Genomic DNA, 25,458 nt, shown 5'->3' with positions numbered 1-25,458 from the left:
ATGTCATTAAAAGATAAATGGAAACTACTTGAAGGAAAATTTCATCAAAACACAGAGGCTGAAGGAGAAGAAAAAAAATCAACAGAAGAACCAGCCAAAGCTTCTGTAGCAGCGGAAACTGCATCAGATACAGATGTTTTTGAAAATTTAAAGAATAGGCAATATTCACGGTCTGCACGCAATCATAAGGAAAAGGCTATCTCCCCAACGATTAAAGTCTTAATTTTTATGGGGGTACTCTTTATTGTTCTGCCTTATCTTTTGTATGTTGTGTATACCAATAACAAAAAGCAACCAGAAAGCTTAAATGTGGACCAAGTCATGGTTTCTAAACAAAAGAATGAAGGCCAAGAAAAGGCAGACGAAGAAAGTCAAAAAGAAAAAGAAAGTCAAGACGCTCAAGAATCGAAGAAGAAAGCGGATGACCAAGCTAAAGAAGCATCTAAGAAGGCAGCAGAGGATGCGAAGAAAGATTTGGATAAAGAAGACGGCAATACCTCTAGACAGAAACCTCGGAATAATCAAGCAGCCGCTAGTTACAAGGTCACTGCAGGCGATAATCTATATCGAATCGCTGTTCGACATGGTATGACTTTGAATCAATTATTAGAGTTAAACGGTTTGCAACCGAATTCTAAAATTGTTCCAGGAAGTACTTTACGTGTTTATAAATAGAGAGGAGGAGAGGAATGTCAAACATTCAAATTGCTATTGATGGCCCAGCTTCCTCTGGGAAAAGCACCTTGGCTAAGCGGTTAGCCAAACGCTTGCATTATGTTTATTTGGATACGGGAGCGATGTATCGCTGTGTGACTTATCTCGCTCAAAAGGCAGGAGTAGCGGCTGAAGATACGCCGCCCCTTAGAGACTTAGTAGATCAGATGGACGTTCAATTTGTGACTAAAGAGAATCACCAAGAAGTGTATGTTAACCAAGAAAAGGTCACTCAGGTGATTCGGCAAGAAGTGGTGAGTCGGGAGGTCTCTCTTTACAGTGCACTTCCTTATGTGAGAGAAGCTTTAGTCGCTAAGCAACAAGCCTTTGCCCAAAAAGGAATGGGCGTTGTCATGGATGGAAGAGATATCGGAACTGTTGTTTTGAAAGAAGCTCAACTAAAAATTTTCCTGACGGCTTCCCCAGAAGAGAGAGGCAAGCGGCGGTATTTGGAAAATCAAGCCAAAGGTTATTCTCAACAAAGTCTAGAAGAAATTATTGAAGAGATTAAGCAAAGGGATGATTTGGATCGTCACCGTTCCATGAGTCCACTTCAACCGGCTACAGACGCGATAATATTAGACTCTTCCCACCTTGATTTGGATCAAGTGGAGGAAGAAATTATGAAGTTATATGAAAAATGTTTGAAATAGTATTTAAAAATCAACGAAGAAATTTGTTTTATTTAAAAGAGCATGTTATAATTGAGGGGTATTCATTGACAATAAGTTGATGGTTAGTACTTTTTTACAGGAGAGGATTATAGTTTATGACAAATGAGTTTGAAAACCAAGCAAGTGAAGTAGAAGAAACCATGCCTTCTATGGAAGATATGCTTGCAGAAACAAAAGAAGTAAAGATTGGTGATACAGTAACAGGAGAAGTATTAGCCATTGACGAGAACAACCAACTAGTTGTTGGTATTGAAGGCGCTGGCGTTGAAGGGGTAGTTCCTTTCCGTGAACTTACTTCTAAACAAGTCGAAGATGTTACAGAAGTAGCAAACGTTGGCGACAAGCTTGAACTTGTTGTAGTAAAACAAATCAAAGACAAAGAAAATGGAACTTTCTTACTTTCCCATCGCCGTTTAGAAGCAAAAAAAGTTTGGAAAGAATTAGAAGAAAAAGCTGTTAATAAAGAAGTTCTTACTGTACCCGTTACAAAAGTTGTAAAAGGCGGTTTAGTAGTTGACGCTGGAGTTCGCGGATTTATTCCTGCTTCTATGGTAGAAAACTACTTCGTACGTGACTTCTCTGCTTACAAAGGGAAAGAATTAGACGCACGTATTGTAGAAATCAACCCAGTTGAAAACCGTTTGATTTTATCTCATAAAGAAATTGCAGCAGAACAAGAAGAAAAAGCACGCACAGAAAAATTAGAACAATTTGAAGAAGGGGCAGTGGTTGAAGGAACAGTTGCTCGTTTAGCTAACTTTGGTGCCTTCATTGACTTAGGTGACATTGACGGATTAGTTCATATTTCTCAAATTGCTCATCATCATGTGAACCATCCATCTGACGTTCTTGAAGTTGGCCAAAAAGTTCAAGTGAAGATTCTTGGAATTGATGAAGAACACGGACGTATTTCCTTATCTATGAAGGCTGTTACTCCAAGTCCATGGGAAACTCTTGAAGAAACAGCAGCTAAGGGGACTGAATTAACAGGGGTCGTTCGTCGTTTAGTAGATTTTGGTGCTTTCGTTGAAGTCTTACCAGGTGTTGAAGGTTTAGTTCACATTTCCCAAATTTCACATGAACATGTGAACCACCCATCTGATAAATTAAAAGAAGGTCAAGAAGTTCAAGTTAAAGTTCTTGAAGTAAACGCTGAAGATCATCGTTTATCCTTATCTATGAAGGCACTTGAAGAAGCTCCTGAACAACAAGAAGAAAAAGCTGAAGCTCCACGTCGTGAACGTAAAGCTGCTCCAGCTCCACGGCGTAAAGCTGCTCAAAACACTCAAGCTAAAGCACAATCACCAGCTGCTGAAGAAGAATCAAGCTTCTCATTCGCTGACTTATTGGGCGACAAATTAAAAGATTTTAACTTTGACGACTCTGAAGACTAATTCAATTCTTTAGACGAAAAAGGGCTGGATCCTAGTATCCGGCCTTTGTTTTTATGAAGAGATTTATTTTGAAATTTATGAGAATAGGTGGAAGAAAGAGAAAAAGGAGGGGAAAAGATGTTACCACTTAATATTGCGATTGTGGGTCGTCCAAATGTTGGAAAATCAACGATATTTAACCGATTAGCCGGCGAAAGAATCAGTATTGTTCAAGATCTTCCAGGCGTGACGAGAGATAGAGTTTATGCGAAGGGACAATGGCTGGGTCGGCAGTTACGTTTGATTGATACGGGGGGAATTGAATTTAATAATCAGCCCTTTGTGGAGCAGATTCGGATGCAAGCAGAGATTGCGGTGGAAGAAGCAGATGTCATTATTATGATGGCAAGCGTGACAGAAGGTGTCACAGAAACTGATGAAATGATTGCGCATCTCTTACAGCGGGCGAAGAAACTGGTTTTACTTGCTGTTAATAAAGTAGATCATCCAGACCTTCAAGCAGAAATTTATGATTTCTATCGGTTAGGATTAGGCGATCCTTATCCTATTTCTGGAGCTCATGGGTTAGGCTTAGGAGATTTATTAGAAGAAATCTATCGTCGTTTTCCTTTGGAAGATGAGGGTAAGGAGGAAGAAGAGGTTATTTCTTTTGCTTTAATAGGCCGACCAAATGTTGGAAAATCTTCCTTAGTGAATGCTATGCTGGGAGAAAATCGCGTGATTGTGTCGAACGTGCCGGGAACTACACGGGATGCGATTGATACGTATTTTACCTATGAAGATACCCAGTTTAGAATTATTGATACAGCGGGAATCCGAAAAAAAGGTAAAGTGAGCGAAGCCACTGAAAAATATAGCGTTATGCGGTCTATGGGAGCGATCGATCGTTCAGATGTCACTTTACTGGTGCTCAATGCTGAAGAAGGGATTAGAGACCAAGACAAGACGATTGCAGGATATGCGCATGAAGCGGGGAAAGGCCTTATTATTGTGGTGAATAAGTGGGATAAACTCACTAAGGATAACCACACCATGACAGAGTTTGAACAGAAAATCCGAGCAGAATTTCAGTTCTTATCCTATGCACCGATTGTGTATGTATCCGCTATGACCAAACAGCGAGTGACACAACTTCCTGCTTTTATTCAAAAGGTTTATGAGAATTTTCATCGTCGTATTTCCTCTTCCTTATTGAATCAAGTGCTTACGGAAGCTATTCGCATTAATCCTGCTCCTTCTGATAAAGGGCGGAAATTAAGGGTATATTATATGACCCAAGTATCGACTGCTCCGCCTACTTTTGTAGTGATGGTCAATGACGAAGAGTTGATGCATTTTTCCTATGAACGTTTTCTTTCTAATCAGATTCGGGATGCCTTTGAATTTACAGGGGTTCCTATAAAGATTATTACCAGAAATCGACGATAGAATATAGATATTTGCCACTTAAAATCAGGGACAAATGTTGTTATAGTCGAGTTTCTGTGGTATATTTATAAGAGAATTATCGGTTGGTAATTCCATATTTATGGCAACATAAATTAAAAATACTCGTGGAGGTGAAATCATGGCAAATAAAGCAGATTTAGTACAAAGCGTAGCAGAAGCTACAGGTGAAGCAAAGAAAGTGGTTCAACCAGTTATTGACGCTGTCTTTTCTTCTATTGAATCCTACTTAGCTAAAGGGGAAAATGTTCAAATTATTGGTTTCGGTAACTTTGAAGTACGTGAACGTGCTGCTCGTAAGGGACGTAACCCACAAACAGGCGAAGAAATTCAAATTCCTGCAACTAAAGTTCCAGCATTCAAAGCTGGTAAAGGTTTAAAAGACAGTATTAAAGGTTAAGGAATTATCCTTTAAAACGAGTCGAGTTCTGAGAACTCGGCTTTTTTGTTCTCTTTAAAAGTATTTTCTTTTAAATGAAGAAACTAGCTTGCCAGAAGAACTTAGTTTATAATGTAAAAAAAGAAAGGAGGAAATAGTTTGCAGACGATCACTTGGAAAAATGAATCAGAGACTGAAAAGACGGCTAAACAGCTTGCACAGTTACTTGAATCAGGGGACGTCATCTGTTTAGAGGGAGACCTAGGTGCTGGGAAAACCACCTTTACGCGTTACTTAGCACGTGCTTTAGGGATTGAAGGCAATATTAAAAGTCCTACTTTTACCATTATGAGAGAATATCAATCTGGGCATCTTCCACTCTATCATATGGATGCTTATCGATTAGAGCAGACGGGAGCAGAAGGCTTAGGAATTGAAGAGTATTTAGAAGGAGACGGGGTATGTGTTATTGAGTGGCCACAATACATTAAAGAGGACCTCGAAGGCGACTACCTTTGGATAAGTATTGAGAAGCAAGGCCCTGAAGGACGAATTCTTTCTTTAACGGGTCGAGGGAAACGTGGAGAAGAGTTAGTAGAGGGCTTAATAGGAGGCATGGCAAAATAGATGAAAAGAGAACAAATTGAGATTACTTTTGTTGAAGCCAAGACCAAGCATGCGAAGGCTTTGCTTGATTTTTATAAGCAAGTGGGTCAAGAAACGCCTTATTTAACTTTTGGACCTGAAGGCTTAGGAGTCGATCAAGAACAAGAGCAGCGTTATTTGAAAGCGATTGAAGGATCTTTAAATAATCGCGTCTTATTGGCGATTTTAGAAGGTGAGATCATTGGAGCCATTACGGTGGGGGCACCTGAAGGGACAAAAACGGAACATATTGGAGAATTAGGAATTTGTATTTTGCAGCGGTATTTTGGCTTTGGACTCAGTCGATTGCTTATGGAAGATATGTTGGAATGGGCAATAGAAAGTCCTATTCTTCGTGGCCTTCGCCTAGAAGTGAATGTTGAGAATATTAGAGCCCTTTCGCTATACAAGGAATATGATTTTAAGGAGATTGGGCGCTTGCCAGAAGGACAGTATGTCGATGGAACTTTCCAAGAGACGGTCTTGATGTATTTACCAGTAAAGAATTCAGAACAAGAAACAGCTAGCGAAGAAAATCAAGAAGTTTAAAAAAACTTCCTCATGGAAAAGATGAGGAAGCTGTTTGTTATTGCAAAAAGACTTGAATAGAAACAAAACTCATAATAAGGAGAAAAGCGAGGTTAATGAGAGCTAGGATCACGCGTAGGCTCCTTTTTTTGACGTTAAGAGCGAAAATCAAGCCATTTAAAGGAATTAAGAACCCCATACAAAGAGTAAAGGGGTGTAAGTTTTCTGAGGATTTTTGAAGTTGATATCCCATAAAAAGAAAAGTTAAAGCAGTCATCAATAGGGCTTGACGGTTAGATTTAGGCAAAATAATTCCTCCCTTTTTATATTATTTTCAGTCTATCATAAAAATTTCTTTTTTTTAATTTTCTTTTTCCGGAAGAGTTCATCTTGTTTTATGCTATGATAAGAGAGGCATTCTTTTCCCGATGAATGTAAAAGAATCGAGAGTTAAGCAGGCAAAAGTAAATTCAAGCTTTTGATCTGTAATAAAGTGAGGCGATAAAATGACCATTAAAGCTTTTATGGATCGTTTTGATCCTAAACACATTAAACCCAATGAACCCTTAAAGTATTATGCTTATACAAAGACTGGAGGGCCAGCAGATGTTTTGGCCTTTCCACATACTATTGACGAATTACAAGAAATGATTCGTGTGGCCAATCAATTGGATTTGCCTTTTATGACCTTAGGGAATTCATCGAATGTGATTGTGTCAGATAAAGGCATTGAAGGCATTGTTTTTATGTTAAGAGAGTTGAATAGAGTAAAAGTTCAGGGACACTTATTAAGTGCAGAAGCAGGAGCGAAGTTGGTCGATGTTAGTCGGGCTGCTTGCGAGGCAAAGCTGACGGGTTTAGAATTCGCTTGTGGTATTCCAGGAAGTGTTGGGGGTGCCATTTATATGAATGCGGGAGCTTACGGTGGAGAAATCAAAGACCTTCCGCTAGAAGTGACGGTGGTAACCCGTGAAGGAAATTTAAAGACCTACACCAATGAAGAGTTAGAATTTTCTTATCGGCATTCTCTTGTTCAAGAAAATGGAGACAGTGTGGTTCGAGCAAGCTTTACCCTAGAAGAAGGACAACAGGCCGCTATTCGAGGAAAGATGGAAGAGTTGAATGCTCTAAGACAAAGTAAACAGCCCCTAGATTTACCAAGCTGTGGATCTGTTTTTAAGCGACCAAAAGGCCATTATACAGGGCAATTGATTCAAGAAGCAGGACTTCAAGGCTTTACGATAGGTGGCGCTCAAGTCTCTACAAAGCATGCAGGATTTATTGTGAACATTAATGATGCGACGGCAGCTGATTATTTGGCCGTGATTCATCATGTTCAATCTGTCATCAAGGAAAAATATAATGTGGATTTAGAAACAGAGGTTCGAATTATCGGACGGGCCATGGCTTAATAGACGATAAGATGTGGATAAGCTGGGAGCACTAATTCAGGCCTATCTTGCTTAGAGTTAGTGCTCTCTTTAGTTTATCTGTGGAAAATTTGAATATAAAAAGCAGTTTTTAATGAGATGTCCCCCAAAAGTGTGACTCTTTGGAGAACACCACATAATGGCTGCTTTTTATTTTGGAACAGATGAAAATAGGTAGAAAAATTTGCCCAGAAAATAAATATACAATTTCTTTGAAATAATGCGAAAAACTAGGATTTCACATTACTTTTTTAAGAGAATTTGTAATATAATAATTCTAATAGAAACGATGAGAACAAGAGGAGGAGAGACAGTGCCAAAACCATGGATTCAATTAAAGCATGTTTCGTATTATTATCCGAATACGGAGAAGAATGCTTTATTGGATGTTAATGTGACGCTTTATCATGGCGATAAAATTTTGGTATTAGGGGCGAATGGTTCAGGAAAATCCACCTTCTTAAAAGTTTTGCAAGATCAACTGCCTAAAGAGGGAGATTTATCTGGACAAGTGATTCACTTTGATGAAGGGGAAGAGGCGGATACGCCGCAGACAGAACTTTTAGAAGAGAAAAAAGTGACGGATGCTTGGCTTTCACGGACAGCTGTGGCTGAACGGTGGCACTCCATTGTGAATCAGCATGCCAGTGTTGAAGATATTCAAGAATTATCTTCAGGAGAAAAAGAAATTCTCCGTATGGCACGCCAACTTCAAGCACGACGAGATGTTTATATTTTTGATGAACCTTTGAAGCGCCTATCGCCAGAACGTCAACAAATCTTTGTAGATATTATTGATGACTTTCATGTCCATACGAATGCGACCATTATTATTGCGGAACACCAGCTGGAACAAATGATGACTCGGCCAATTGATCGCGTATTGGTTTTTTCAGAAGGGCGAATTGTTTATGATGGGTCACTGGACAAATTGCTAACGACCAATATTTTGACAGCTTTAGAGATTAGAGAACCTTTGTATATTACCGCAATGCGCTATGCAGGTTATCCGCTTCATCAGGTTTATAACATTAGTCACGTGGATCAGCTATTTGGTCGTCAATTGCGGCAGATTATTCAAAATTGGATGGCAATGCTTCCTCGTTTTCGCTATGATGCTTCAACAGAACCTTTGCTTCAATTGGATGATGTCTCCGTTCTTGTCAATTCGAAGTACCAACGCGGTCTCTTTCACCTGAATTTGACGATCCATAAGGGAGATCTTGTGAGTATGGTAGGGAAAAATGGATCTGGGAAGACCCTACTTGCTAAATTGTTATCAGGAAGTTTACCGGCAGAATCTGGAAATATTTATTGGAGAGGTCGGGAAATTTCAACAGAAGACTTATCCAAAGAAGTAGGGTATGTTTCCAAATGTGTCCTAGAATATGATAAAGGGGACACGGTATATTCTTACATGGAAAAATACGCAGAAAAATATGGAGATAAGGAATCTGATGACATCGAACAGGCCTTAGAAAAGGCAGGTCTTCTTATTTTTAAAGATTGTCCTTTAGAGAGACTTTCTGCAATTTCCAAACAGAAGATGTTAATTGCCCAAGCTCTTTTACCCTCTCCTCAATTGTTAGTGGTAGAAGAGCTTACTGCGGGCTATGATTTTGTGCATTTTAGAGAGATTATGCGGATCCTCTATCGCCTCAATAAAAAATATCAAGTGGCTGTCATTTTAACGACGCACGATATTGAAGTGATGTTGGAATACACCCGTCGAACCTTGGTTTTACTAGAAGGTAAGCTAGTGGCAGATGCCTTGCCAATCGATATTGTAACCATTCCTAGATTCTTAAAGAAGGCAGGCCTAAGAGAGAGTAGCTTGACAAAATTTGCTAAGCGGTTAGATTTGGTGGATCCATATACCTTTATTACCAAGTTTATGGATTATGATCGTGAGATGCAACAAGGCCCCCACACGTAAGAACAAACGATATGAGATAAAGTGAATGTTCTATCTTTTGGGATAGGACATTTTTTATGCTGAAGAGGATCAAGGAATATTTTCTTTTTTTACAGATAGTTAGTGAACGCTGAGAAAAATAAATGAAAGGCTAGAAGCTTTTATTTTTTCAGATTGTTGAAAGGAGAATTATCTGTTATACTCGAGTAGCTAATTTTGAAGAAAGGACGGAAACAGATGACAGGATATAAAGAAGGTATTCGCGAAGCTTTACCGATTATGGTAGGTTATGTTCCTTTAGGACTAGCTGCTGGCCTTTTATTGAAACAGGCAGGCTTATCTGTTCTTCAGATCGGCTTAATGAGTATGTTAGTCTTTGGAGGCTCTTCACAATTTGCTACGGCTGCTTTGTTAATGAATGAGGCGAGTTTTATGGATATCCTGTTAATGATTATTCTTTTGAATTCTAGGCAGATGTTATTTACTTCCTCTCTTGCTAAATATTTGAAAGAAGCCCCACTCTTCAAAACACTGCTTCTATGTCAATGTACAACGGATGAGTCTTATGCGATGAATATGTTTCAATTTGAGAAAGCAGAAAAAGGAGAAGGCCAGCGGAGTGTGGACAACGGTTTGTGGGTAGCGTGTTTGACTTACACGACTTGGTGCGTGTCTACAATTGTAGGAGCTCTTTTAGGAGGCATTATCGCAGGTCCAGAAGCGGTGATGAACTACGTGCTGACAGCTATGTTTATTGGCCTATTGATCCCTCAATTGAAAACTCGATTAATAGTGATGATTGCAGGCTTATCTGGACTTCTCGCACTTGCTTTAGCGCCTTTTTTACCTACAGGTGTGAATATTATGTTGTGTACTTTGGTGAGTTCTTATCTGGGCTATTGGCTTGAAAAACGAAGAATGCGTCATTTAAGAGGGAAAAGGAGGAATCTTTAATGCCTTTTAATGCTTTATTAGCCCTAGCAGCGGTCATATGTATTGCGATGCGTATTGTCCCTGGGCTCGTGATGAGGAAAGTGAATTTATCTACAGATGCTCAGCGTTTTATGCGGTTTATTCCTATTACGGTGTTTGCCGTGATGATTTGTTTGGATATTTTTTATTGGCAAGCTCATTTTTGCTTGAATCCTTTGGTGAATTGGAAACTCTTAGCTGCTCTTGTCAGTGTCGGAGCTGCTTACTGGACAAAGAACATCATTTGGACCATTTTATTAGGAACTTTAACACTGGTAATTTTGATGGCTGCTTTTTAAACGGAGTAATTGCCTAAAAAAGAGGACAGCATAAAAAGAAATTTAAAAATGACTTGTCAAATTATGAACAAGGTGTTATAGTATTAAACAACAAGATTATAAGAGAGGAGTTAATCACATGTCACAAGTTACTGTAAACCATCTAAATACTTTATACTGGCAATTCCGTATGGAGTAGTTGTGTTTATTCTGTGATCAGTGTAGATGCAACTTCAGTTTTCAGATGAAGCTGTATCTATGCGGTGATTAACCTTAACATTACTTTCCGCATAGACGCCTATAGTCTGTGCGGGATTTTTTGTATCCTGCAGCTTCTTAGTTGGAGGTTTTTTTATTAATAAAGGAGTTTCATTATGAAAAAAACAACATTATTCGGAAGTTTATTAATCTTTATGCTCGCTATTTTATTCCTAGCTATGCCAAGTCTTATAAAAAATAGGGACACGGGCAATCGTCAAGCCGTAGCCAATGCGACCAATGTGAAAAAAGTAGATAAAAAAATTAAAGTAGGTCTCTTACAATTTATGGATCATCCTTCATTGAATGAAATTCGTCAAGGTTTTTATGATCAGATGGCTCAAAGAGGTTATGTAGATGGTCAAAATCTAACAATTGATTTCGCAAATGGCCAAGGAGATCAAAGCAATTTAAAAATGTTATCTGAAAAAATGATGGCGAACAAAGATGACTACTTGGTAGGAATTGCAACTCCTGCTGCTCAAGCTTTAAAGAATGTTGCCAATGATCAACTTCCTGTGGTGATGTCCGCTATTTCTGATCCTATTGCAGCAGGACTTGTGGATAGCTTAGAAAAACCAGGTAAGAATGTAACAGGGGTAAGTGGAGATTGCCCAATAGAAAAACAATTCGATATTATTCATCAAGTGATGCCAGAATTGAAAACTTTAGGTATTATTTATAATAGTTCAGAAACTAATGCTTTTAAGACCGTTCAAGATGCCAAAAAAATAGCTGAATCTATGGGAATAAAAGTGGTAGAAAAAACCATCACTTCAACGAATGATCTCGGTCAGGTGGCTGAACAATTAAGTAAAGAAGTGGAAGCTCTGTTTGTACCTAACGATAACACCATTGCTTCTTCCATGAATACTTTAATTTCTGTTACCAACAGTCATAAAATTCCAGTGTTCCCAGTTGCAGATGCCATGGTTAAAGCGGGTGGTGTAGCAACTGTAGGGATTACGCAATATCAATTTGGAGTAGATACTGCCAATGTGTTAGCAGATCTAATTGAAGGTAAGGATGCTAGAGAATATCCGGTTGTCTTCACCAAGGAAACGGCCCCTTATATCAATAGCAAAGAAGCCAAACTTTTAGGCATTCAACTACCAGAAGAATTAGTCAAAAAAGCCAAAGACATGGGAAAGGAAGGTTAAAAAATGGAAGTCTTTATTAACGCTTTAGCCGAGGGCAGTGTTTGGGCTGTCATGGGATTAGGGATATTTATTAGTTTTCGAATTTTAAAAGCACCAGATATGACAACAGAAGGAAGCTTTACTTTAGGAGCAGGAATGGGAGGTCAAGCCATGTGCTTTGGCTTCCATCCGGTGGTAGCTTTAGGGATTGCCTTCTTAGCAGGGATGGCTGCTGGCGCAATTACTGGCTTATTAACCACCCGCTTAAAATTAAATCCCTTACTTTCAGGAATTATTACCATGACCGGTTTGTACTCGATCAATTTAAAGATGATGGGGGCTGCTAACTTGAGTTTAAGTGGTCAGAAGACCTTTAAAACGTTACTCGCTGCTCTCCATTTGCCACGGAATGTGGATACCTTAATGATCGGACTTGTCGTAACGCTGATTTTAATTGCCTTGATGAGTGCCTTCTTCAAAACAGAAATGGGACAAGCCCTCATTGCCACTGGAGACAATCGTCAAATGGCAAAATCTTTAGGGATTGATGCTCAAGGAATGGAAATGCTGGGCTACATGTTGGCTAATGGCATTATTGCCTGTTCAGGAGTTTTGGTGGCTAATAGTTATGGTTATGCGGATATCTCGATGGGGATAGGGACTGTTGTTATTGGGTTAGCTTCCATTATTATTGGAGAAGTTCTTTTGAGGAATGTGAGTCTCCCTATGCGGTTAGTCACCATTTTATTGGGGTCTGTGGTTTATCGCTTGCTATTAAGTGGAGTCCTCCTCTTAAAGTTCGAAGCCAATGACTTCAAACTCTTCTCTGCAATTATTGTAGGTTTCTGTTTGTCCATTCCAACGTTACGTTATCATTTAAATCTTAATAAAATCCACGTTAAGAAGGAGGATTAAGGATGTCGATTGTTTTAGATATTCAACATATTCACAAAACTTTTAATCTAGGGACGCTAGATGCTTTCCATGCTTTAAAAGGCCTGAGCCTTACGATCAATCAGGGAGATTTTATTACGATTGTTGGGGGGAACGGTGCAGGAAAATCGACCTTTTTAAATGCGATTGCGGGGAGTTTTTTCGTAGATGAAGGCAAATTTCTCTTGGAGGGAAAGGACATTACCAAAGATTCTGAAGAAAAACGGGCGAGTGTTATTTCCCGAGTCTTTCAAGATCCTAAGATGGGAACAGCCCCGCGGATGACAGTCGCTGAGAATCTTTCTCTAGCCGCGAGACGTGGGCAAAAACGAGGACTAGCTTTTGCTTTGAATGACCAACGGATTGAGCAGTATCGTCAGGCACTCTCTTCGATTGGTTTAGGACTAGAAGATCGCTTAAATGTAGAAATGGAGAAATTATCTGGGGGACAACGGCAATCCATCGCCCTCCTAATGGCAACCCTCGTCAAGCCAAAACTCCTTTTATTAGATGAACATACTGCCGCTCTCGATCCGAAAACTTCTCGTCGAATCTTAGAAATTACTAACCAACAAGTCAAAGACAATCAACTTACTGCTTTAATGATTACCCATAATCTTCAAGATGCCTTGACTTATGGTAACCGCCTTTTAGTATTAGATCATGGGCAAATTGTTCAAGATTATAATCAAGAAGAAAAAAGTAAACTCACTAAGGAAGATCTCTATCATATTCTAGAAAGTTTATAAGATTTTCATTTCAACTCCTGCTTTTGGTAGGAGTTTTTTTGATGATAAGAAGAATACTGAAGAAGAGGAAGGAATGGGCATTCTCTCATAAAAGCAGAGGGAGACGTGTTATAATGAATCCAAAATAGCAAGTTGCTAGAAAGGAAGTTGCTGATGGTTAATAGGGTCACGAAAATGAAGGCAGTGCGTCGACAGGTCAGAAAAGAAGGGCCTCTTGTTGAGGTGAGAATGCCCACTTCAGAAAGAGTAAAGGCTGTTGCAGCGATACGAACAACGGGAGCTCAAGTGGTGGAGAGTCAGAAGGATGACCTTTCTTCGAAGAGCTGTGCTTTGTGTTTAGGTATCGGGAATAATCTTTCGGAAGGCACTGAAATGATGGATCAAGCTCTAAGAAGAGCGGTGAATCAAAAAATACCAGTTATTCTTGATGGCGCAGGTCTGGATAGCTGTGAACAAAGTCGAAAGTTAGCTGAACATTGGCTTAGCCAGCAGGCAGTCACTGTTTTGAAGGGAACCCCTTCAGAAATTTGCAGTTTAATGGCCACTCCCCCAATTATGGAAGAAGAAGCCGAGATTTTGGCAGAGTTGTCGAAGCTTAGTCAAAACTACCATACTACAGTAGTTATGACAGGAAAGGTAGCGTATGTCGTGATCGATCGCTATTATTGGAAGCTATCGACCACAGATATTACCTTAGAAGAAAGAGAAGCGATGGGCACGGGATTGATTGCAGCCTATCTTGCTGTAACGGGAGAAATTATTGCCTGCTTGGACGGCTTGTCTGCTTTAGAAGGTGCGATCAAGGTCTGTCAAACGTCTAATAGGACAGCTGATTATGAGGAGATTTTAGAAGCATTAGCCGCCGTGACAGATGAAGAAGTCGTCAATAAAGTCTCTCTAGAAAAAGGTATTCTCTAAGGATTTCTGTAGGCGTTGAAGGAAAACAAGAGAAATTGAAGCCTATAGAACAAATTATAGTAAATCACGAACTATTTACATAAATATATTCATAAAGTAAGATATATAACGAACAATAAGATAATTTCGTTTAAATAAAGTTTGCTTTATTGGATATATTTTGGTATACTATGGAGCAATATAAGAAGATGCTTTCTTAGAAAACATGAATAAAAGAAAAAGGAGTGACAGGTAAAAATGTCTAAATGGGAAGAAAAATTTGTTAAAGAAGGCCTTACTTTTGATGATGTGCTCTTGATTCCTCAAGCGAGTGATGTCTTACCGGATCAAGTCGATCTAAGTATTCAACTCTCTAAAAAGTTACGGCTGAACGTTCCGATTTTGTCTGCAAGCATGGATACGGTCACAGAATCTGAGATGGCGATTGCTTTAGCCCGTTCAGGCGGCCTGGGGATTATTCATAAGAATATGACGATTCAAGCCCAAGCTGAGCAAGTTGAAAAAGTTAAACGGTCAGAAAGTGGTGTCATTTCCAATCCTTTCTTCTTATATCCGACAAGTACTGTCAAAGAAGCTGAACAATTAATGTCGCGCTATCACATCAGCGGGGTTCCTATTGTTGAAAGTGAAACTAGCCATAAGTTAGTAGGGATTATCACCAACCGAGACAAACGCTTCGTGGATGATTTCTCTCAACCTATCGAAAAATATATGACCAAAGAGCATTTAGTGACTGCTCCTGTGGGAACGACTTTGGATGAAGCTGAAAGCATTCTTCAAAATCATCGGATTGAAAAATTACTTTTGGTAGATTCAGAAGGCAATCTCTCCGGCTTGATTACCTTTAAAGACTTGGCCAACCTAAAAGCTTACCCAAATGCTGCCAAAGATTCTGAAGGGCGGTTAATCTGTGGGGCTGCTGTAGGGGTAACTTCAGATACTTTCCAACGAATTAAAGCCCTCGTTGAGGCAGGGGCAGATGCCATCGTCATTGATACGGCGCACGGCCATTCTGCAGGGGTTATTCGAAAGATTAAAGAAATGCGAGAAGCTTATCCTGACGTCACCTTGATTGCTGGGAATGTAGCCACGGCAGAAGCAACGCGTGCTTTATTCGAAGTAGGGGTAGATATTGTGAAGGTTGGTATTGGACCAGGCTCCATCTGTACGACACGGATCGTTGCCGGTGTCGGTATGCCTCAATTGACCGCTATCTATGATGCAGCTCAAGTCGCCAATGAAATGGGCAAAACCATCATTGCGGATGGCGGAATTAAGTACTCAGGCGACATCGTTAAAGCCCTAGCTGCTGGTGGACACGCCGTGATGTTAGGTTCAATGTTAGCCGGGACGGATGAAGCTCCAGGTGAAATGGAGATCTACCAAGGCCGTCGCTTCAAGACCTATCGAGGCATGGGAAGCTTAGCTGCCATGAAGAAGGGGTCTTCTGACCGTTACTTCCAAGGCGAAGTCAATGAAGCTAATAAGTTGGTTCCAGAAGGCATTGAAGGCCGAGTTTCTTATAAGGGCGCTGTCGCTAATATTATCTATCAATTAGTAGGTGGTATTCGTTCTGGGATGGGATACTGCGGGGCACACACTATTGAAGATTTACGGATGAATTCTCAATTTGTTCGGATCAGTCAAGCGGGACTCATTGAATCCCACCCTCATGATGTTCAAATTACTAAAGAAGCTCCTAACTATTCACGAGGATAACAAACGCTCATCTAACCAGGAAAGGTTGTAAGACTTTTCCTGGTTTTGTTGTTTTCAGTTAAAAATGTAAAGTAGGCTTTTTTTTTTTTTTTTCATGATAGACTATGAAAAAAAGGCAAAGGAGTTCCGATCATGAAGAAGAAATACATGCCCTTGATGGCAGCAGGGGTGATGCTTAGCCTATTAGCGGCTCAAACGCCTGTCTTAGCTCAAGAAGAGGAGAATCTATCTCACTGGGATCTAAACAAAGAACGAGAAAAAAGATATGAAGAAGCTGAAAAAAGACGTGCTGAAGAAGAAAAGAAACGTCAGGAAGAAATTATTCAGAAGATCGGTAAGGAAAAGATTGATGAGCGTTATACTCAAGAGAAGCCAAAAGCGCCTAAAGAAATGGTTATCAATACAGAAAGATATAATTATTTCTCTGAACGCCCTGTGATGAAAGACACTAAAAAAGATCGAAGAGAGACTAAAGTTTATTCTCAAGATGTCACCCATGAAACGAAAATTATCAATGATCAAAAATCATATAGGGATCGTTTAAAAACTTTAGATACCAAGGTGCCACTAAAGGATGGCTACATTGTTGAAAAATCAATTACTTTGGATCAACGAAAAATTCCTGGACAACTTATTCAAGATATTCGGACCTTAAGGGGGCAAGTCTGGGATATTGATGAAGGAAAGCTGGATATCCTTCCTTCTATTTATGACCCAAAAACAGGACAAAAAATAGAAGGAGTTTGGATTAATGGTAAACAGCTCAAAGAAGCTTTAGCGGGCCAGGGCATCCATAGTAAAGAAGCCTATATGAAGGCTGCTGAATGGAATCGTGATCTCGAAAATTTAGCCATTCAAAATATGGCGGAGTACTCAAATGATTATAATTCTCCTAGAGCTTATACCAGTTCCGCCACAGCAGCAGGAACACAAGCAGATGCGAGAGTATATTTATATCGTGATAACTTTAATTGGTTAGGTAATTATGGAGAAGAACTTCAACAACTTATTCAAAATTATGGCATAGATGAGTATAGTCACAATGATTCTTCTGATGAAAATAAGCAAAGATCTCTCATTTATACAGCACTTAATCCTGTTTACCATAGTTATGCATATGCAGCAGTATCGGATATGCATTCGCGTTATAAATTCATTTTAGCTTCTCAACAGAAAGCCACAGATACCAGCTCAAGCAATTATCAAGGGGAGTTTGTGGTTCCTGTGTCTTTTTCAAAAAAGCCACCAATAACAATTTTGCAAGTAGAGAAATTATATGTGGGGACACCCCATCAATTAAGAATTGAGTGTGACTACTTAGCTGTTAAAAATTACAAAGGGAAATTTTATTCAAGCGATCCTAATATTCTAACGGTTGATGAAGGCGGCTTAATTACACCTAAAAAAGAAGGAAAAGCTCAGATTATTTGCGATGAAAATGGTGTGCCCAAAACTTTTAATGTAGAGGTCCTGCCTGCCTTAAAAGTAGTGGATGAAATGTATCAAACAAGACCTTATTCTAATCCTCATCCTAATCATCCTAAAATCATTTACTCGGATGATCTAGATGAAGGGGAGGAACGAATCCTTCAAGCGTTTAAACCGAGCGTTTCTTATCAAATGCTAAGAAAGGTTGTGGATTCTACAGGAGAAGTTTTAAAGGAAGAAGTCTATTCAAAAGGAGAGTTTGAAGGGCAAGAAGAAATTATTAAACGAGGACGTAAAAAGAAAGCCCCAGAACATAAACCAGATAATAGCCCTCACGATAAACCGGATAATTCGACCAATGGTTTTGTTTTGTTTGCACCTCCTTATCAGTCGCACGAAGGGTATTTTGAGGTGATGCCAGGCTATTATGTCAAACTAGAACCTAAGTATGAAGACCAAGTGACACGAATTAATGAGAAAGATCATGCAGTCATTGTCAAAGCAACCACAGCGCTTGCGGTGGGGGAACATCGCGTGCTTCAGGTAGGGAAGAATGCCTATACAGAGATCACTACGCGTGTCTATAAGGATGATCACCAGCAAATCTTGAAGTCACAGGAACTAAGTCGTCGAGAAGAACTTGGACAAGCTTTGATTGTAGAAGTAGGAATTGGGAGCTCTAGTCAAAAGGCTACTTTACCAGCAGAACATCAAAATGTAAATCTTTCTGACAATCTTCCAAAAGCAAAGGAACCAGAAACCCTTTCGACTGCTTCTCCATTAGTAGCCTCCCATCCAACGAATCCAGAGGTTCAGGAAGAAAGCGCCCAATTAAATACTCAACAGGTCCTTTCTCCAGGAGAAGTGAATCCTTTAGAAAAACAAAGAGAAAGAAAGGATAAGGAGATTTTAGTAGCTGATCGCAAGGAGATACAATCAGCTCGAGAAAGGCCTAATCAGTCGGCCATAGAAAAAGAAAGTCATAAAGCAGAAAAGAAAGAAAACCCAACGGATAAAGGGTCAGAAATACTTGTCCCTTCAAGGAAGAAGAAAAATGAACCTTTGAAAGATCAACAAAGGCAAAGAGAGGTTCGTACGACGGAATCCACCCAAGGAAGTCGAGCTCCTCTATCCAGTCCATTTCATGAGGAAAGAAAAACATTGCCTCATACAGGAGCTCAAGATTTACCTCTAGCTTTAGGAATTTCTTTAGCTAGCTTTGGCTGTCTGTTTATGATCCCTCAAAAGAAACGAAAACGAGAATAAGAAAAACAAAACCAGGGAAGGTTGTAAGACTTTCCTTGGCTTTTTTGTTGGATAAAATTTGCCTCACAGGAAATTTTGGGATGATTGGGATATATGTTAAAATAAACCGAGAATGGAGGCGTTTTTTTGGAGGAATTAGTTCAAGTCGTTTTGCAAGCAATCAGGGAGGAGAGAACAGACGATGTCAAGCAAGGCATGCAGAAGCTGTTGTCAGAGCTTCAGACGACCCATACAATTGAATCCTATGCCCAGGTGGGAGATCAATTTCAACAAATTGGGTATTTAACCTATGCTAAAACCATCTTTGAAGAGGGGCAAAAAGAATTTCCTAATGAAAGCGTATGGCAGCTTTTGCTGGGGGAATTGTTGATGGATGATGGCCAGTATGAAGAGGGGATTGATCATTTATTGGAAATCCCAAAAGAGGATCCTCTTTATCTACAGGCTTTGCTTTCTTTGGCGGATGCTTATCAAATGTTGAGCTTACCAGAAGTGGCGCTCGTCAAACTCAATGAAGCGAAACAACTCGCTCCCGATCAAGTAGTGATTACTTATGCTTTAGCAGAGTTAGCTTTTCAACAAGGCGACTTTTCAAAAGCGAGATATTATTATGCAGATATTATGGCTCATCCGGATCTGTCCCCAAGTCTTCAAGAAACCGCTCAAGGACATTATCAATATGCTCTTGCTGCGGATGGGCAATTTGATCAAGCGGCGGATTTCCTAAATCATAAGGCAAAAGATCAGAACAAAATGACCTTAGAAGAGAAGACCCAGCTGGCTTTCTATGCTTATCAAGAGAAGGATTATGCCTTAACCCGACAACTTTTAGCCCCTCTCTATGAGGAAGGGCGACTCCCTGTGAAGTGGTTTGTGCTTTTAGCCAAGGCACAAGGGGCTTTGGGGGAAGAAGAAATGGCCTTTAGGATTTTGAATGAAGCGATTGATAGGGATCCTTATTCGAGTGTCCTCTATAATGAACGGGCTAATTTGAATGAACAGTTGGGGCACTTAGAAGCAGCCAAAGCGGATTATAAGGAAGTGATTCATTTAGATCCAGAGGCAGTGATGGCACATCGCAAACTGTTAGGAATGACCTTGGATAATTTTGAAGAGGAAGACGCTTTAAAAGTTGTTAATCAAGCAGAGAAGTTAGATTTGGCGGATAGTTCGTGTGAATGGCTGGCGGCTCAGATTTATGAAAAATATGAAGTTTATGATAAGGCGGATAAGGCCTATGACGGGGCCTTCTTTGATTTAGAAGATAATGTGGAATTCTTAAAGGATTACTTACGCTTCCAAAGAGACGAGGGACGGTCTGAAAAATTAGCTACTCTGTTACAACAACATCCTGAATGGAAACAAGTACCAGAATTAATGGCCTTCCTAGATACGATGAATGATGGTGAAGAATAAAAGAATAACGAATAAAGAAAGGAAGAGGACAATGAAGGTTATGGTGACCGGCTTTTTAGGGAAGATGGGGAGAACGACTGTAGACATGGTGTTAGCCCATGAAGGGTTCGATTTAGTGACTTTAGTGAATAGCCGCTTAGTACGTCACGCAGAAGAAGTGAAAGCTTTTGAAGGGGTAGCGCCAGTCTTTCAAACTATTGAAGAAGCTTTGAAAGAAGTAGAGGTCGATGTGGCCATTGACTTTACCCAACCAAGTGTCGCATATGCGCATACTAAGTGTTATATTGAACACAATGTTCATCCAGTGATTGGGACAACAGGATTCAAGTTAGAAGAAATAGAGAAACTTAAAGCTCTAGCAAACGCCAAAGAATTAGGTGGTATTATTGCCCCTAATTTTGCGATTGGCGCGGCTTTGATGCAGAATTTTGCAGCGCAAGCAGCGAAATATTTGCCTCATGTAGAAATCATTGAAATGCATTCCGATAGTAAGAAAGATTCTCCGAGTGAGACGGCCTTAAAAACTGCAGAAGGGATTGCGGCTCATCGTGGAGAAGCGAAAAAAAGAGTGGGACAACCTATCGAACGCATTTCAGGAACGCGTGGTGGGGAATACTTAGGAATTCCTATTCACAGTTTGCGTTTGCCGGGGTATATTTCGAGTCAAATGGTTCAATTTGGGGGACTAGGCGAAGTCTTGACTATTCGCCAAGAAACGTATGACCGTCAGTCTTATATGCCTGGAGTCAAGATGGCATGTGATTATGTCATGAAATCTAAAGAATTAATTTATGGATTGGATCAAATTCTATGAGAATAGAAGCAGAAGAATTTAAGCAAGCTCTGCCTGTATTACAGGCGATTGAAGCGGAAGGTTATCGGGCTTATTTTGTAGGGGGATGTATTCGAGATGTCCTTCTTCATTTGCCGATTCATGATGTGGATATTGCAACGAGTGCTTATCCGAGTGAAGTCCAACACATTTTCCCTAAGCATTTTGATGTGGGGATTGAGCATGGAACGGTGATGGTCTGTTTTGAAGGCGAAACTTATGAAATCACCACCTTTCGAACAGAAGCAGACTATGAAGATTTTCGTAGACCAAGTGAAGTGACCTTTGTTCGGTCGCTGTCAGAAGATCTGTTGAGAAGAGATTTTACTATTAATGCGATGGCGATGGGAACTGATGGACAGATTGTGGATTATTTCCAAGGAAAAGAAGACCTTCAAGCGAAACGTTTGCGGGCAGTGGGTGTACCTAAGGAGCGGTTTCATGAAGACGCTCTGCGGATGATGCGGGCGGTTCGTTTTGCTAGCCAGTTAGATTTTCATATTGAAGAGCAGACAAAATCAGCGATTAAGTCTTGTGCCCCGCTCTTGAAGCATATTGCAGTGGAACGAATTGAGACAGAAATGAATAAGCTGTGGATAGGTAAAAACTGGAAGCAGGGGATTCGTGAATGGCTGGATTTAGACCTTTATCAGTATTGTCCACAAACGTCCGCTCTTTATGATGCTTTTGAGAAGTTATTGGAGAATTTGAGCGGACAGGTGAAGATGCCGGATGAGTGTTTGCCTTGGGCTTTGCTTTACTTCTTGAATGGACAAGAAGAAAGGACTTTGGGACAGTTTATAAGGGCGTGGAAGTTGTCCAACAAACAGTATGAAAAAATCAAAAGTTATTTGAAAGCTTTACACGAGAGAGCTGCTTCTCCTAACGGTTGGACTAAGGAAATGGTGTATCGTTATGGGAAAGAAGTAAGTGCGTGTTTAGAACAATTTATTCACAATCAAGCAGAAAAGGGTCAAAAATTTGCGGACGTATTTTCAGCAATATCCCCCGATCAAGTGGATAAGGTGTGGACAGAGTTAGCTATTCACTCTCGAAAAGAATTGGCTGTGAATGGTTATGATATTATGAAGAAGTTGCAACCTGAAGATAAAAAGCAGATTGGCTATTTGATTCTTCGGGCGGAAGAAGCGGTGGTTAAGGGACAGTGTGAAAATGACCGCCAAAAATTATTAAACTATCTCAAAAAATAAAGGAGTGCGGTAGTAGAATGTCTACCCGATATGCAGTCGTGGATTTAGAAACAACGGGGCCTAAGGTTAAGGAAGGCGACCGTATTATTCAGATAGGAGCAGTCTTCTTAGAAGAGGGAAAACGGGTGGAAGAATATGCCACGAATGTGAATCCACTTCAACCTTTATCTGAGCATGTGAGCAACTTGACGGGTATTCAGGATGAAGACTTAGCAGGCGCTCCTCTTTTTGAAGAGCTAGCGGAGGTTTTATGGCAGAAGCTCCAAGGGTGTGTATTTGTTGCCCACAATCTGCAATTTGATTACAATTTCCTGAGTCACTCCTTTGAAGCGGTAGGCCTTCCTCCCCTTAACTTAAGAGGGATCGATACGGTAGAATTGGTGCGTCTGTTTTATCCTCAGGCGAAAAGTTATCGCTTGGGCGATTTTTGTAAGGCGCATGGCATTTCTTTGGAGCATGCGCATACAGCCATTGAAGATGCAGGAGCAACGGCTTCGTTATTGGAGCTGGTTCACACGAAGATTGCTCAATTTCCAGAGAGCTTGTATCAACAGTTAAAGCCTTTTTTGGCTTTCTTATCCAAAGATTGTCAAGATTTTGTAGATGCATGTCATGCTCAAAATTTGTCTGTAAAGAAGAAGGAGGGAGAGTATGATTCTCCTTTTACTTTCAGAAAAGATTTGGGCAACTTTACTGTTTATTCCCAGTCTACCCCTTCAGTTTCTTCAAGATTCTCAGAGGAGGAAAAAGTCTACCAGAACATAGCTTTGGATAGTCAGAATTTCTTTGAGGAAGGCCAGGGCCTTCAAGTGATTCAGGCAGATTCTGGCTTAGGAAAGAGTTTTAATGTTACCTTAGGGGCTCTCCGCTCTTCTTGTGATCGGGTCGTGTTGTCGCTTCCTAATAATTTCTTGGGAGAAGATTGGGTAAAAAATCGTTTGCCTGACCTCGCCGCTCAGTTAGGCAGAGAGGTGAAATATACCTTCTTAAAGAGTGCCAAGCATTATGTGAATTTAGCGTCGATGAAGCAGTTTATTGTCTACGCCAAAAGCAATTATTCAGAAATCAATAAGCAAGAAGCACATTTTATTGTGGCTGTGTTGGTCTGGCTGTTTGAAACAAAAACAGGGGAAAAATCAGAATTGAATTGGGGCCTGTTCCAGTCGAAGCTTTGGGACAAAATAGATCAGCAAGAAGAAGCTTATGATTTCTCTAAGGAAGATTTTGGAGAATATGACTTTGAAAGGCGACCGCTGCAAGCTGCAAAGGATTGTGAATTAATCATCACCAATCATGCCTATCTGAATCAGTATGTGGACTGGTTGAAACAAGAGGGCTGGGTGAATGAGCGGACAGCTTTTATTTTGGATGAGTGTCACCGTTTGCCCAAAGTCTATCAGACTAACCATCAGATCAGTTTTGATATTTCTCAGATGGAACGCTACTTAAGAGGGCAGAATCAGCTGCTTTCACAGACCTTGCGCTATCCTTTTAGTGATGAGCATTCTTTAGTGTTTTATCAGTGGGAATCGAGCTATCAAAAGGTTCTTCTTCTTTTAGATGCGCTTACTGACGATTTGGAAAAATTACTTGATCGAGCAGAGGCTGATAAAGAGGGAGAGCGGGTGGTATATTGTTCCTACGAACAAATGACGCTATCCGCTCATTGGCTGGATCTGGTTGATTTTTGGCAAGAATTTTGTCGGTTAATTTGGTTATCGAAAGATGTTTTTAAGGCGTTTCGTCCCCAAATAGAAGAAAAAAAGAGTCGATGGACCCAATGGGAAAAGAATCTCAGTTTGGGACAAAGGTTGGTCAGCCAATTAGAAGATTTAGTCACACTTGATGACCATTATTTTTTTGTGGTAAAGCAAGAGTCTTTGATTTCTGCAGCGGGGGGTCACTTACTTTTAATGGGAAGTTTAACCAATCCTAGAGAGCAATTAGGTCAGTGGTTACGCCGATTAGGCCATCGGGTAGCTTTGGTATCTGCTACGCCAGCAGAAGGGATGAGTGTAGAGCAGTTAGAATCTTATTATGGGATAACAGGGCTGAAGGCGGTGACTTATCCTTCTTATTATGATTATGACTGTCAAATACGCGCTGTTGTTTTGAAGGACCAGCCTTCCTTGCCAGAGGTGGATGAAGAAGAAGCCGGTCAGGTGGTCTGTCGTGTACTCACCTTTTTACAAGAACATCAAAAAGGGCCGATTCAAGTTTTCTTTCAATCGAAAGCTTTTTTAAGGCAAGTGTTTGAATTCTTAGAAAAGGAATGGGAGGACGAGCCGCTATCGCATGTCTATCGGCAAAAAGAAAAGGCTTCTCGTATCCGTCTCTTTAATCGCTTTAAACAAGATGAGAAGGGGATCCTGCTGGGGACCGCTTCTTTTGCAGAGGGGGTACATCTGAATAGAGGGATAGCGGTTTATGTTTTAACGCGGCTACCTTTCCAATCTCCCGAAGAGGTTTATCAGAAGGCTTGGCAAGATTATTATCAAGTCCATAAAGGCAATTATTTCAAAGAGGAAGCTCTCAAAGAAATGTTAATCAGCTTGAAGCAAATCTTAGGGAGACTGCTGAATCAACCAGTGGATTATTCTTTATTTATTTCCTTAGATAAGCGGATAATTGCCAGTCCCTATGCTAAAATAATACAGGAAGCTCTTCCGGAAGGATTAACTTTTGAAGAAGTTTCTTTAGAAGAGTTGGAAGATAAACAATAGAGGAGGCAAGAATGAAACATAAGCTAGCAAATGGCTGTTTATTGATTTTGGGCCTAATTATTTTTGGAATGTTGACCATTTTTATAAATTCTCAAAAAGAAGTGAATAAAATTGAGAAACAAGTAACGACCTTAGCACGGGAAGAAGTGGGGTTAAAAGGAGTCGATAAATTATATATATTCAATAGAGATCAATCGAGTTATACCGTCAAAGGGAAAAATAAAGACGGGGAAACGATTTATTTTGCCTATCAGCCTGAAACAGATGAAAAATTAACAGAAAAAGAGGATAAATTGGTGAATGAATACGAAGCCTTATCTTTAACTTTAAATGCTTTAGGCAATGTCAAGGTGAAAGAAGCTCGCTTAGGGATAGATAATAAGCAATGGGTTTGGGAAGTCAGTTTCTATAATGAAAATGGAGATTTAGGTTATCACTATATCAATGCAGTGAATGGACATTGGGTAGAAACTGTGAAGAATTTATAGGAG

At 40.1% G+C, this 25,458-nt stretch carries 23 protein-coding genes; 22 read left to right on the top strand and 1 reads right to left on the bottom strand.

What is annotated here, in order from left to right; all coding sequences use genetic code 11:
- The 7 genes from AWM71_RS01390 (at position 1) to AWM71_RS01360 (ending at position 5,801) form a co-directional block, all read left to right on the top strand.
- Entirely contained in the window at positions 1–675 is a 675-nt protein-coding gene (locus tag AWM71_RS01390; protein WP_060776312.1) for a LysM peptidoglycan-binding domain-containing protein, read from the top strand.
- 14 nt (positions 676–689) lie between these two features.
- Positions 690–1,367, top strand: a complete 678-nt coding sequence (cmk, locus tag AWM71_RS01385) for a (d)CMP kinase (protein ID WP_060776311.1) — start codon at positions 690–692, stop codon at positions 1,365–1,367.
- Positions 1,368–1,483: 116 nt separating this feature from the next.
- Positions 1,484–2,782: a 30S ribosomal protein S1 gene (gene rpsA, locus AWM71_RS01380; protein ID WP_060776310.1), complete on the top strand. Its 1,299-nt coding sequence runs from the start codon at positions 1,484–1,486 to the stop codon at positions 2,780–2,782.
- Between the two features lie 117 nt (positions 2,783–2,899).
- Positions 2,900–4,210, top strand: coding sequence for a ribosome biogenesis GTPase Der (gene der / locus AWM71_RS01375; RefSeq protein ID WP_060776309.1), 1,311 nt, complete (start codon positions 2,900–2,902; stop codon positions 4,208–4,210).
- Positions 4,211–4,349: 139 nt separating this feature from the next.
- Positions 4,350–4,628, top strand: a complete 279-nt coding sequence (locus tag AWM71_RS01370; protein WP_060776308.1) for an HU family DNA-binding protein — start codon at positions 4,350–4,352, stop codon at positions 4,626–4,628.
- A 138-nt stretch (positions 4,629–4,766) separates the two neighbouring features.
- A complete protein-coding gene (gene tsaE / locus AWM71_RS01365; protein WP_082632696.1) occupies positions 4,767–5,234 on the top strand; it encodes a tRNA (adenosine(37)-N6)-threonylcarbamoyltransferase complex ATPase subunit type 1 TsaE in 468 nt (155 codons plus the stop codon).
- Positions 5,235–5,801, top strand: coding sequence for a GNAT family N-acetyltransferase (locus AWM71_RS01360; protein ID WP_060776307.1), 567 nt, complete (start codon positions 5,235–5,237; stop codon positions 5,799–5,801).
- Positions 5,802–5,838: 37 nt separating this feature from the next.
- Here the strand turns inward: AWM71_RS01360 and AWM71_RS01355 are convergent, their stop codons facing one another.
- Entirely contained in the window at positions 5,839–6,087 is a 249-nt protein-coding gene (locus tag AWM71_RS01355; protein ID WP_060776306.1) for a hypothetical protein, read from the bottom strand.
- A gap of 199 nt (positions 6,088–6,286) precedes the next feature.
- Between AWM71_RS01355 and murB the strand changes: the two genes are divergently transcribed.
- The 15 genes from murB to AWM71_RS01280 all read left to right on the top strand — a co-directional run bounded on the left by murB (position 6,287) and on the right by AWM71_RS01280 (position 25,455).
- Positions 6,287–7,192: a UDP-N-acetylmuramate dehydrogenase gene (gene murB / locus AWM71_RS01350; RefSeq protein WP_060776305.1), complete on the top strand. Its 906-nt coding sequence runs from the start codon at positions 6,287–6,289 to the stop codon at positions 7,190–7,192.
- A gap of 331 nt (positions 7,193–7,523) precedes the next feature.
- Positions 7,524–9,146, top strand: coding sequence for an ATP-binding cassette domain-containing protein (locus AWM71_RS01345; RefSeq protein ID WP_060776304.1), 1,623 nt, complete (start codon positions 7,524–7,526; stop codon positions 9,144–9,146).
- Between the two features lie 216 nt (positions 9,147–9,362).
- The gene (locus AWM71_RS01340) at positions 9,363–10,079 is read left to right on the top strand and encodes an AzlC family ABC transporter permease (RefSeq protein WP_144428610.1); all 717 of its coding nucleotides are present in this window, start codon (positions 9,363–9,365) and stop codon (positions 10,077–10,079) included.
- Positions 10,079–10,396, top strand: coding sequence for an AzlD domain-containing protein (locus AWM71_RS01335; RefSeq protein WP_060776302.1), 318 nt, complete (start codon positions 10,079–10,081; stop codon positions 10,394–10,396). Before AWM71_RS01340 ends, AWM71_RS01335 begins: the two co-directional genes overlap by 1 nt.
- A gap of 353 nt (positions 10,397–10,749) precedes the next feature.
- The gene (gene trpX / locus AWM71_RS01330; protein WP_060776301.1) at positions 10,750–11,793 is read left to right on the top strand and encodes a tryptophan ABC transporter substrate-binding protein; all 1,044 of its coding nucleotides are present in this window, start codon (positions 10,750–10,752) and stop codon (positions 11,791–11,793) included.
- A gap of 3 nt (positions 11,794–11,796) precedes the next feature.
- Positions 11,797–12,687 (top strand): ABC transporter permease, encoded by an 891-nt coding sequence (locus AWM71_RS01325; RefSeq protein WP_060776300.1) that lies wholly within the window; start codon positions 11,797–11,799, stop codon positions 12,685–12,687.
- A 2-nt stretch (positions 12,688–12,689) separates the two neighbouring features.
- Complete coding sequence (locus AWM71_RS01320; RefSeq protein ID WP_060776299.1) at positions 12,690–13,454, top strand: ABC transporter ATP-binding protein; 765 nt, start codon at positions 12,690–12,692, stop codon at positions 13,452–13,454.
- A gap of 153 nt (positions 13,455–13,607) precedes the next feature.
- Positions 13,608–14,372, top strand: coding sequence for a hydroxyethylthiazole kinase (locus tag AWM71_RS01315; protein ID WP_060776298.1), 765 nt, complete (start codon positions 13,608–13,610; stop codon positions 14,370–14,372).
- Between the two features lie 237 nt (positions 14,373–14,609).
- On the top strand, positions 14,610–16,091 hold the full coding sequence (guaB, locus tag AWM71_RS01310; RefSeq protein WP_060776297.1) for an IMP dehydrogenase: 1,482 nt from the start codon (positions 14,610–14,612) through the stop codon (positions 16,089–16,091).
- A 132-nt stretch (positions 16,092–16,223) separates the two neighbouring features.
- Positions 16,224–18,785 (top strand): Ig-like domain-containing protein, encoded by a 2,562-nt coding sequence (locus tag AWM71_RS01305; RefSeq protein ID WP_060776296.1) that lies wholly within the window; start codon positions 16,224–16,226, stop codon positions 18,783–18,785.
- 126 nt (positions 18,786–18,911) lie between these two features.
- Positions 18,912–20,201, top strand: a complete 1,290-nt coding sequence (locus AWM71_RS01300; RefSeq protein WP_060776295.1) for a tetratricopeptide repeat protein — start codon at positions 18,912–18,914, stop codon at positions 20,199–20,201.
- Between the two features lie 31 nt (positions 20,202–20,232).
- Complete coding sequence (gene dapB / locus AWM71_RS01295) at positions 20,233–21,015, top strand: 4-hydroxy-tetrahydrodipicolinate reductase (protein ID WP_060776294.1); 783 nt, start codon at positions 20,233–20,235, stop codon at positions 21,013–21,015.
- Entirely contained in the window at positions 21,012–22,244 is a 1,233-nt protein-coding gene (locus AWM71_RS01290) for a CCA tRNA nucleotidyltransferase (RefSeq protein ID WP_060776293.1), read from the top strand. The genes dapB and AWM71_RS01290 overlap by 4 nt, the downstream gene beginning before the upstream one ends.
- 17 nt (positions 22,245–22,261) lie before the next feature.
- Positions 22,262–24,967, top strand: a complete 2,706-nt coding sequence (locus tag AWM71_RS01285) for an exonuclease domain-containing protein (protein ID WP_060776292.1) — start codon at positions 22,262–22,264, stop codon at positions 24,965–24,967.
- Between the two features lie 11 nt (positions 24,968–24,978).
- A complete protein-coding gene (locus AWM71_RS01280; RefSeq protein WP_060776291.1) occupies positions 24,979–25,455 on the top strand; it encodes a cell wall elongation regulator TseB-like domain-containing protein in 477 nt (158 codons plus the stop codon).
- Positions 25,456–25,458 lie beyond the last annotated feature (3 nt).

Source organism: Aerococcus christensenii, assembly GCF_001543105.1.
Lineage (GTDB): Bacteria > Bacillota > Bacilli > Lactobacillales > Aerococcaceae > Aerococcus > Aerococcus christensenii.
This window is presented reverse-complemented; position numbering and strand designations above follow the sequence as displayed.

Coding starts and splice junctions, on each gene's coding strand:
- AWM71_RS01390 (WP_060776312.1), top strand. CDS start 1: ATGTCATTAAAAGATAAATGGAAACTACTTGAAGGAAAATTTCATCAA.
- cmk (WP_060776311.1), top strand. CDS start 690: ATGTCAAACATTCAAATTGCTATTGATGGCCCAGCTTCCTCTGGGAAA.
- rpsA (WP_060776310.1), top strand. CDS start 1,484: ATGACAAATGAGTTTGAAAACCAAGCAAGTGAAGTAGAAGAAACCATG.
- der (WP_060776309.1), top strand. CDS start 2,900: ATGTTACCACTTAATATTGCGATTGTGGGTCGTCCAAATGTTGGAAAA.
- AWM71_RS01370 (WP_060776308.1), top strand. CDS start 4,350: ATGGCAAATAAAGCAGATTTAGTACAAAGCGTAGCAGAAGCTACAGGT.
- AWM71_RS01360 (WP_060776307.1), top strand. CDS start 5,235: ATGAAAAGAGAACAAATTGAGATTACTTTTGTTGAAGCCAAGACCAAG.
- murB (WP_060776305.1), top strand. CDS start 6,287: ATGACCATTAAAGCTTTTATGGATCGTTTTGATCCTAAACACATTAAA.
- AWM71_RS01340 (WP_144428610.1), top strand. CDS start 9,363: ATGACAGGATATAAAGAAGGTATTCGCGAAGCTTTACCGATTATGGTA.
- AWM71_RS01335 (WP_060776302.1), top strand. CDS start 10,079: ATGCCTTTTAATGCTTTATTAGCCCTAGCAGCGGTCATATGTATTGCG.
- trpX (WP_060776301.1), top strand. CDS start 10,750: ATGAAAAAAACAACATTATTCGGAAGTTTATTAATCTTTATGCTCGCT.
- AWM71_RS01325 (WP_060776300.1), top strand. CDS start 11,797: ATGGAAGTCTTTATTAACGCTTTAGCCGAGGGCAGTGTTTGGGCTGTC.
- AWM71_RS01320 (WP_060776299.1), top strand. CDS start 12,690: ATGTCGATTGTTTTAGATATTCAACATATTCACAAAACTTTTAATCTA.
- AWM71_RS01315 (WP_060776298.1), top strand. CDS start 13,608: ATGGTTAATAGGGTCACGAAAATGAAGGCAGTGCGTCGACAGGTCAGA.
- guaB (WP_060776297.1), top strand. CDS start 14,610: ATGTCTAAATGGGAAGAAAAATTTGTTAAAGAAGGCCTTACTTTTGAT.
- AWM71_RS01305 (WP_060776296.1), top strand. CDS start 16,224: ATGAAGAAGAAATACATGCCCTTGATGGCAGCAGGGGTGATGCTTAGC.
- dapB (WP_060776294.1), top strand. CDS start 20,233: ATGAAGGTTATGGTGACCGGCTTTTTAGGGAAGATGGGGAGAACGACT.
- AWM71_RS01290 (WP_060776293.1), top strand. CDS start 21,012: ATGAGAATAGAAGCAGAAGAATTTAAGCAAGCTCTGCCTGTATTACAG.
- AWM71_RS01285 (WP_060776292.1), top strand. CDS start 22,262: ATGTCTACCCGATATGCAGTCGTGGATTTAGAAACAACGGGGCCTAAG.
- AWM71_RS01280 (WP_060776291.1), top strand. CDS start 24,979: ATGAAACATAAGCTAGCAAATGGCTGTTTATTGATTTTGGGCCTAATT.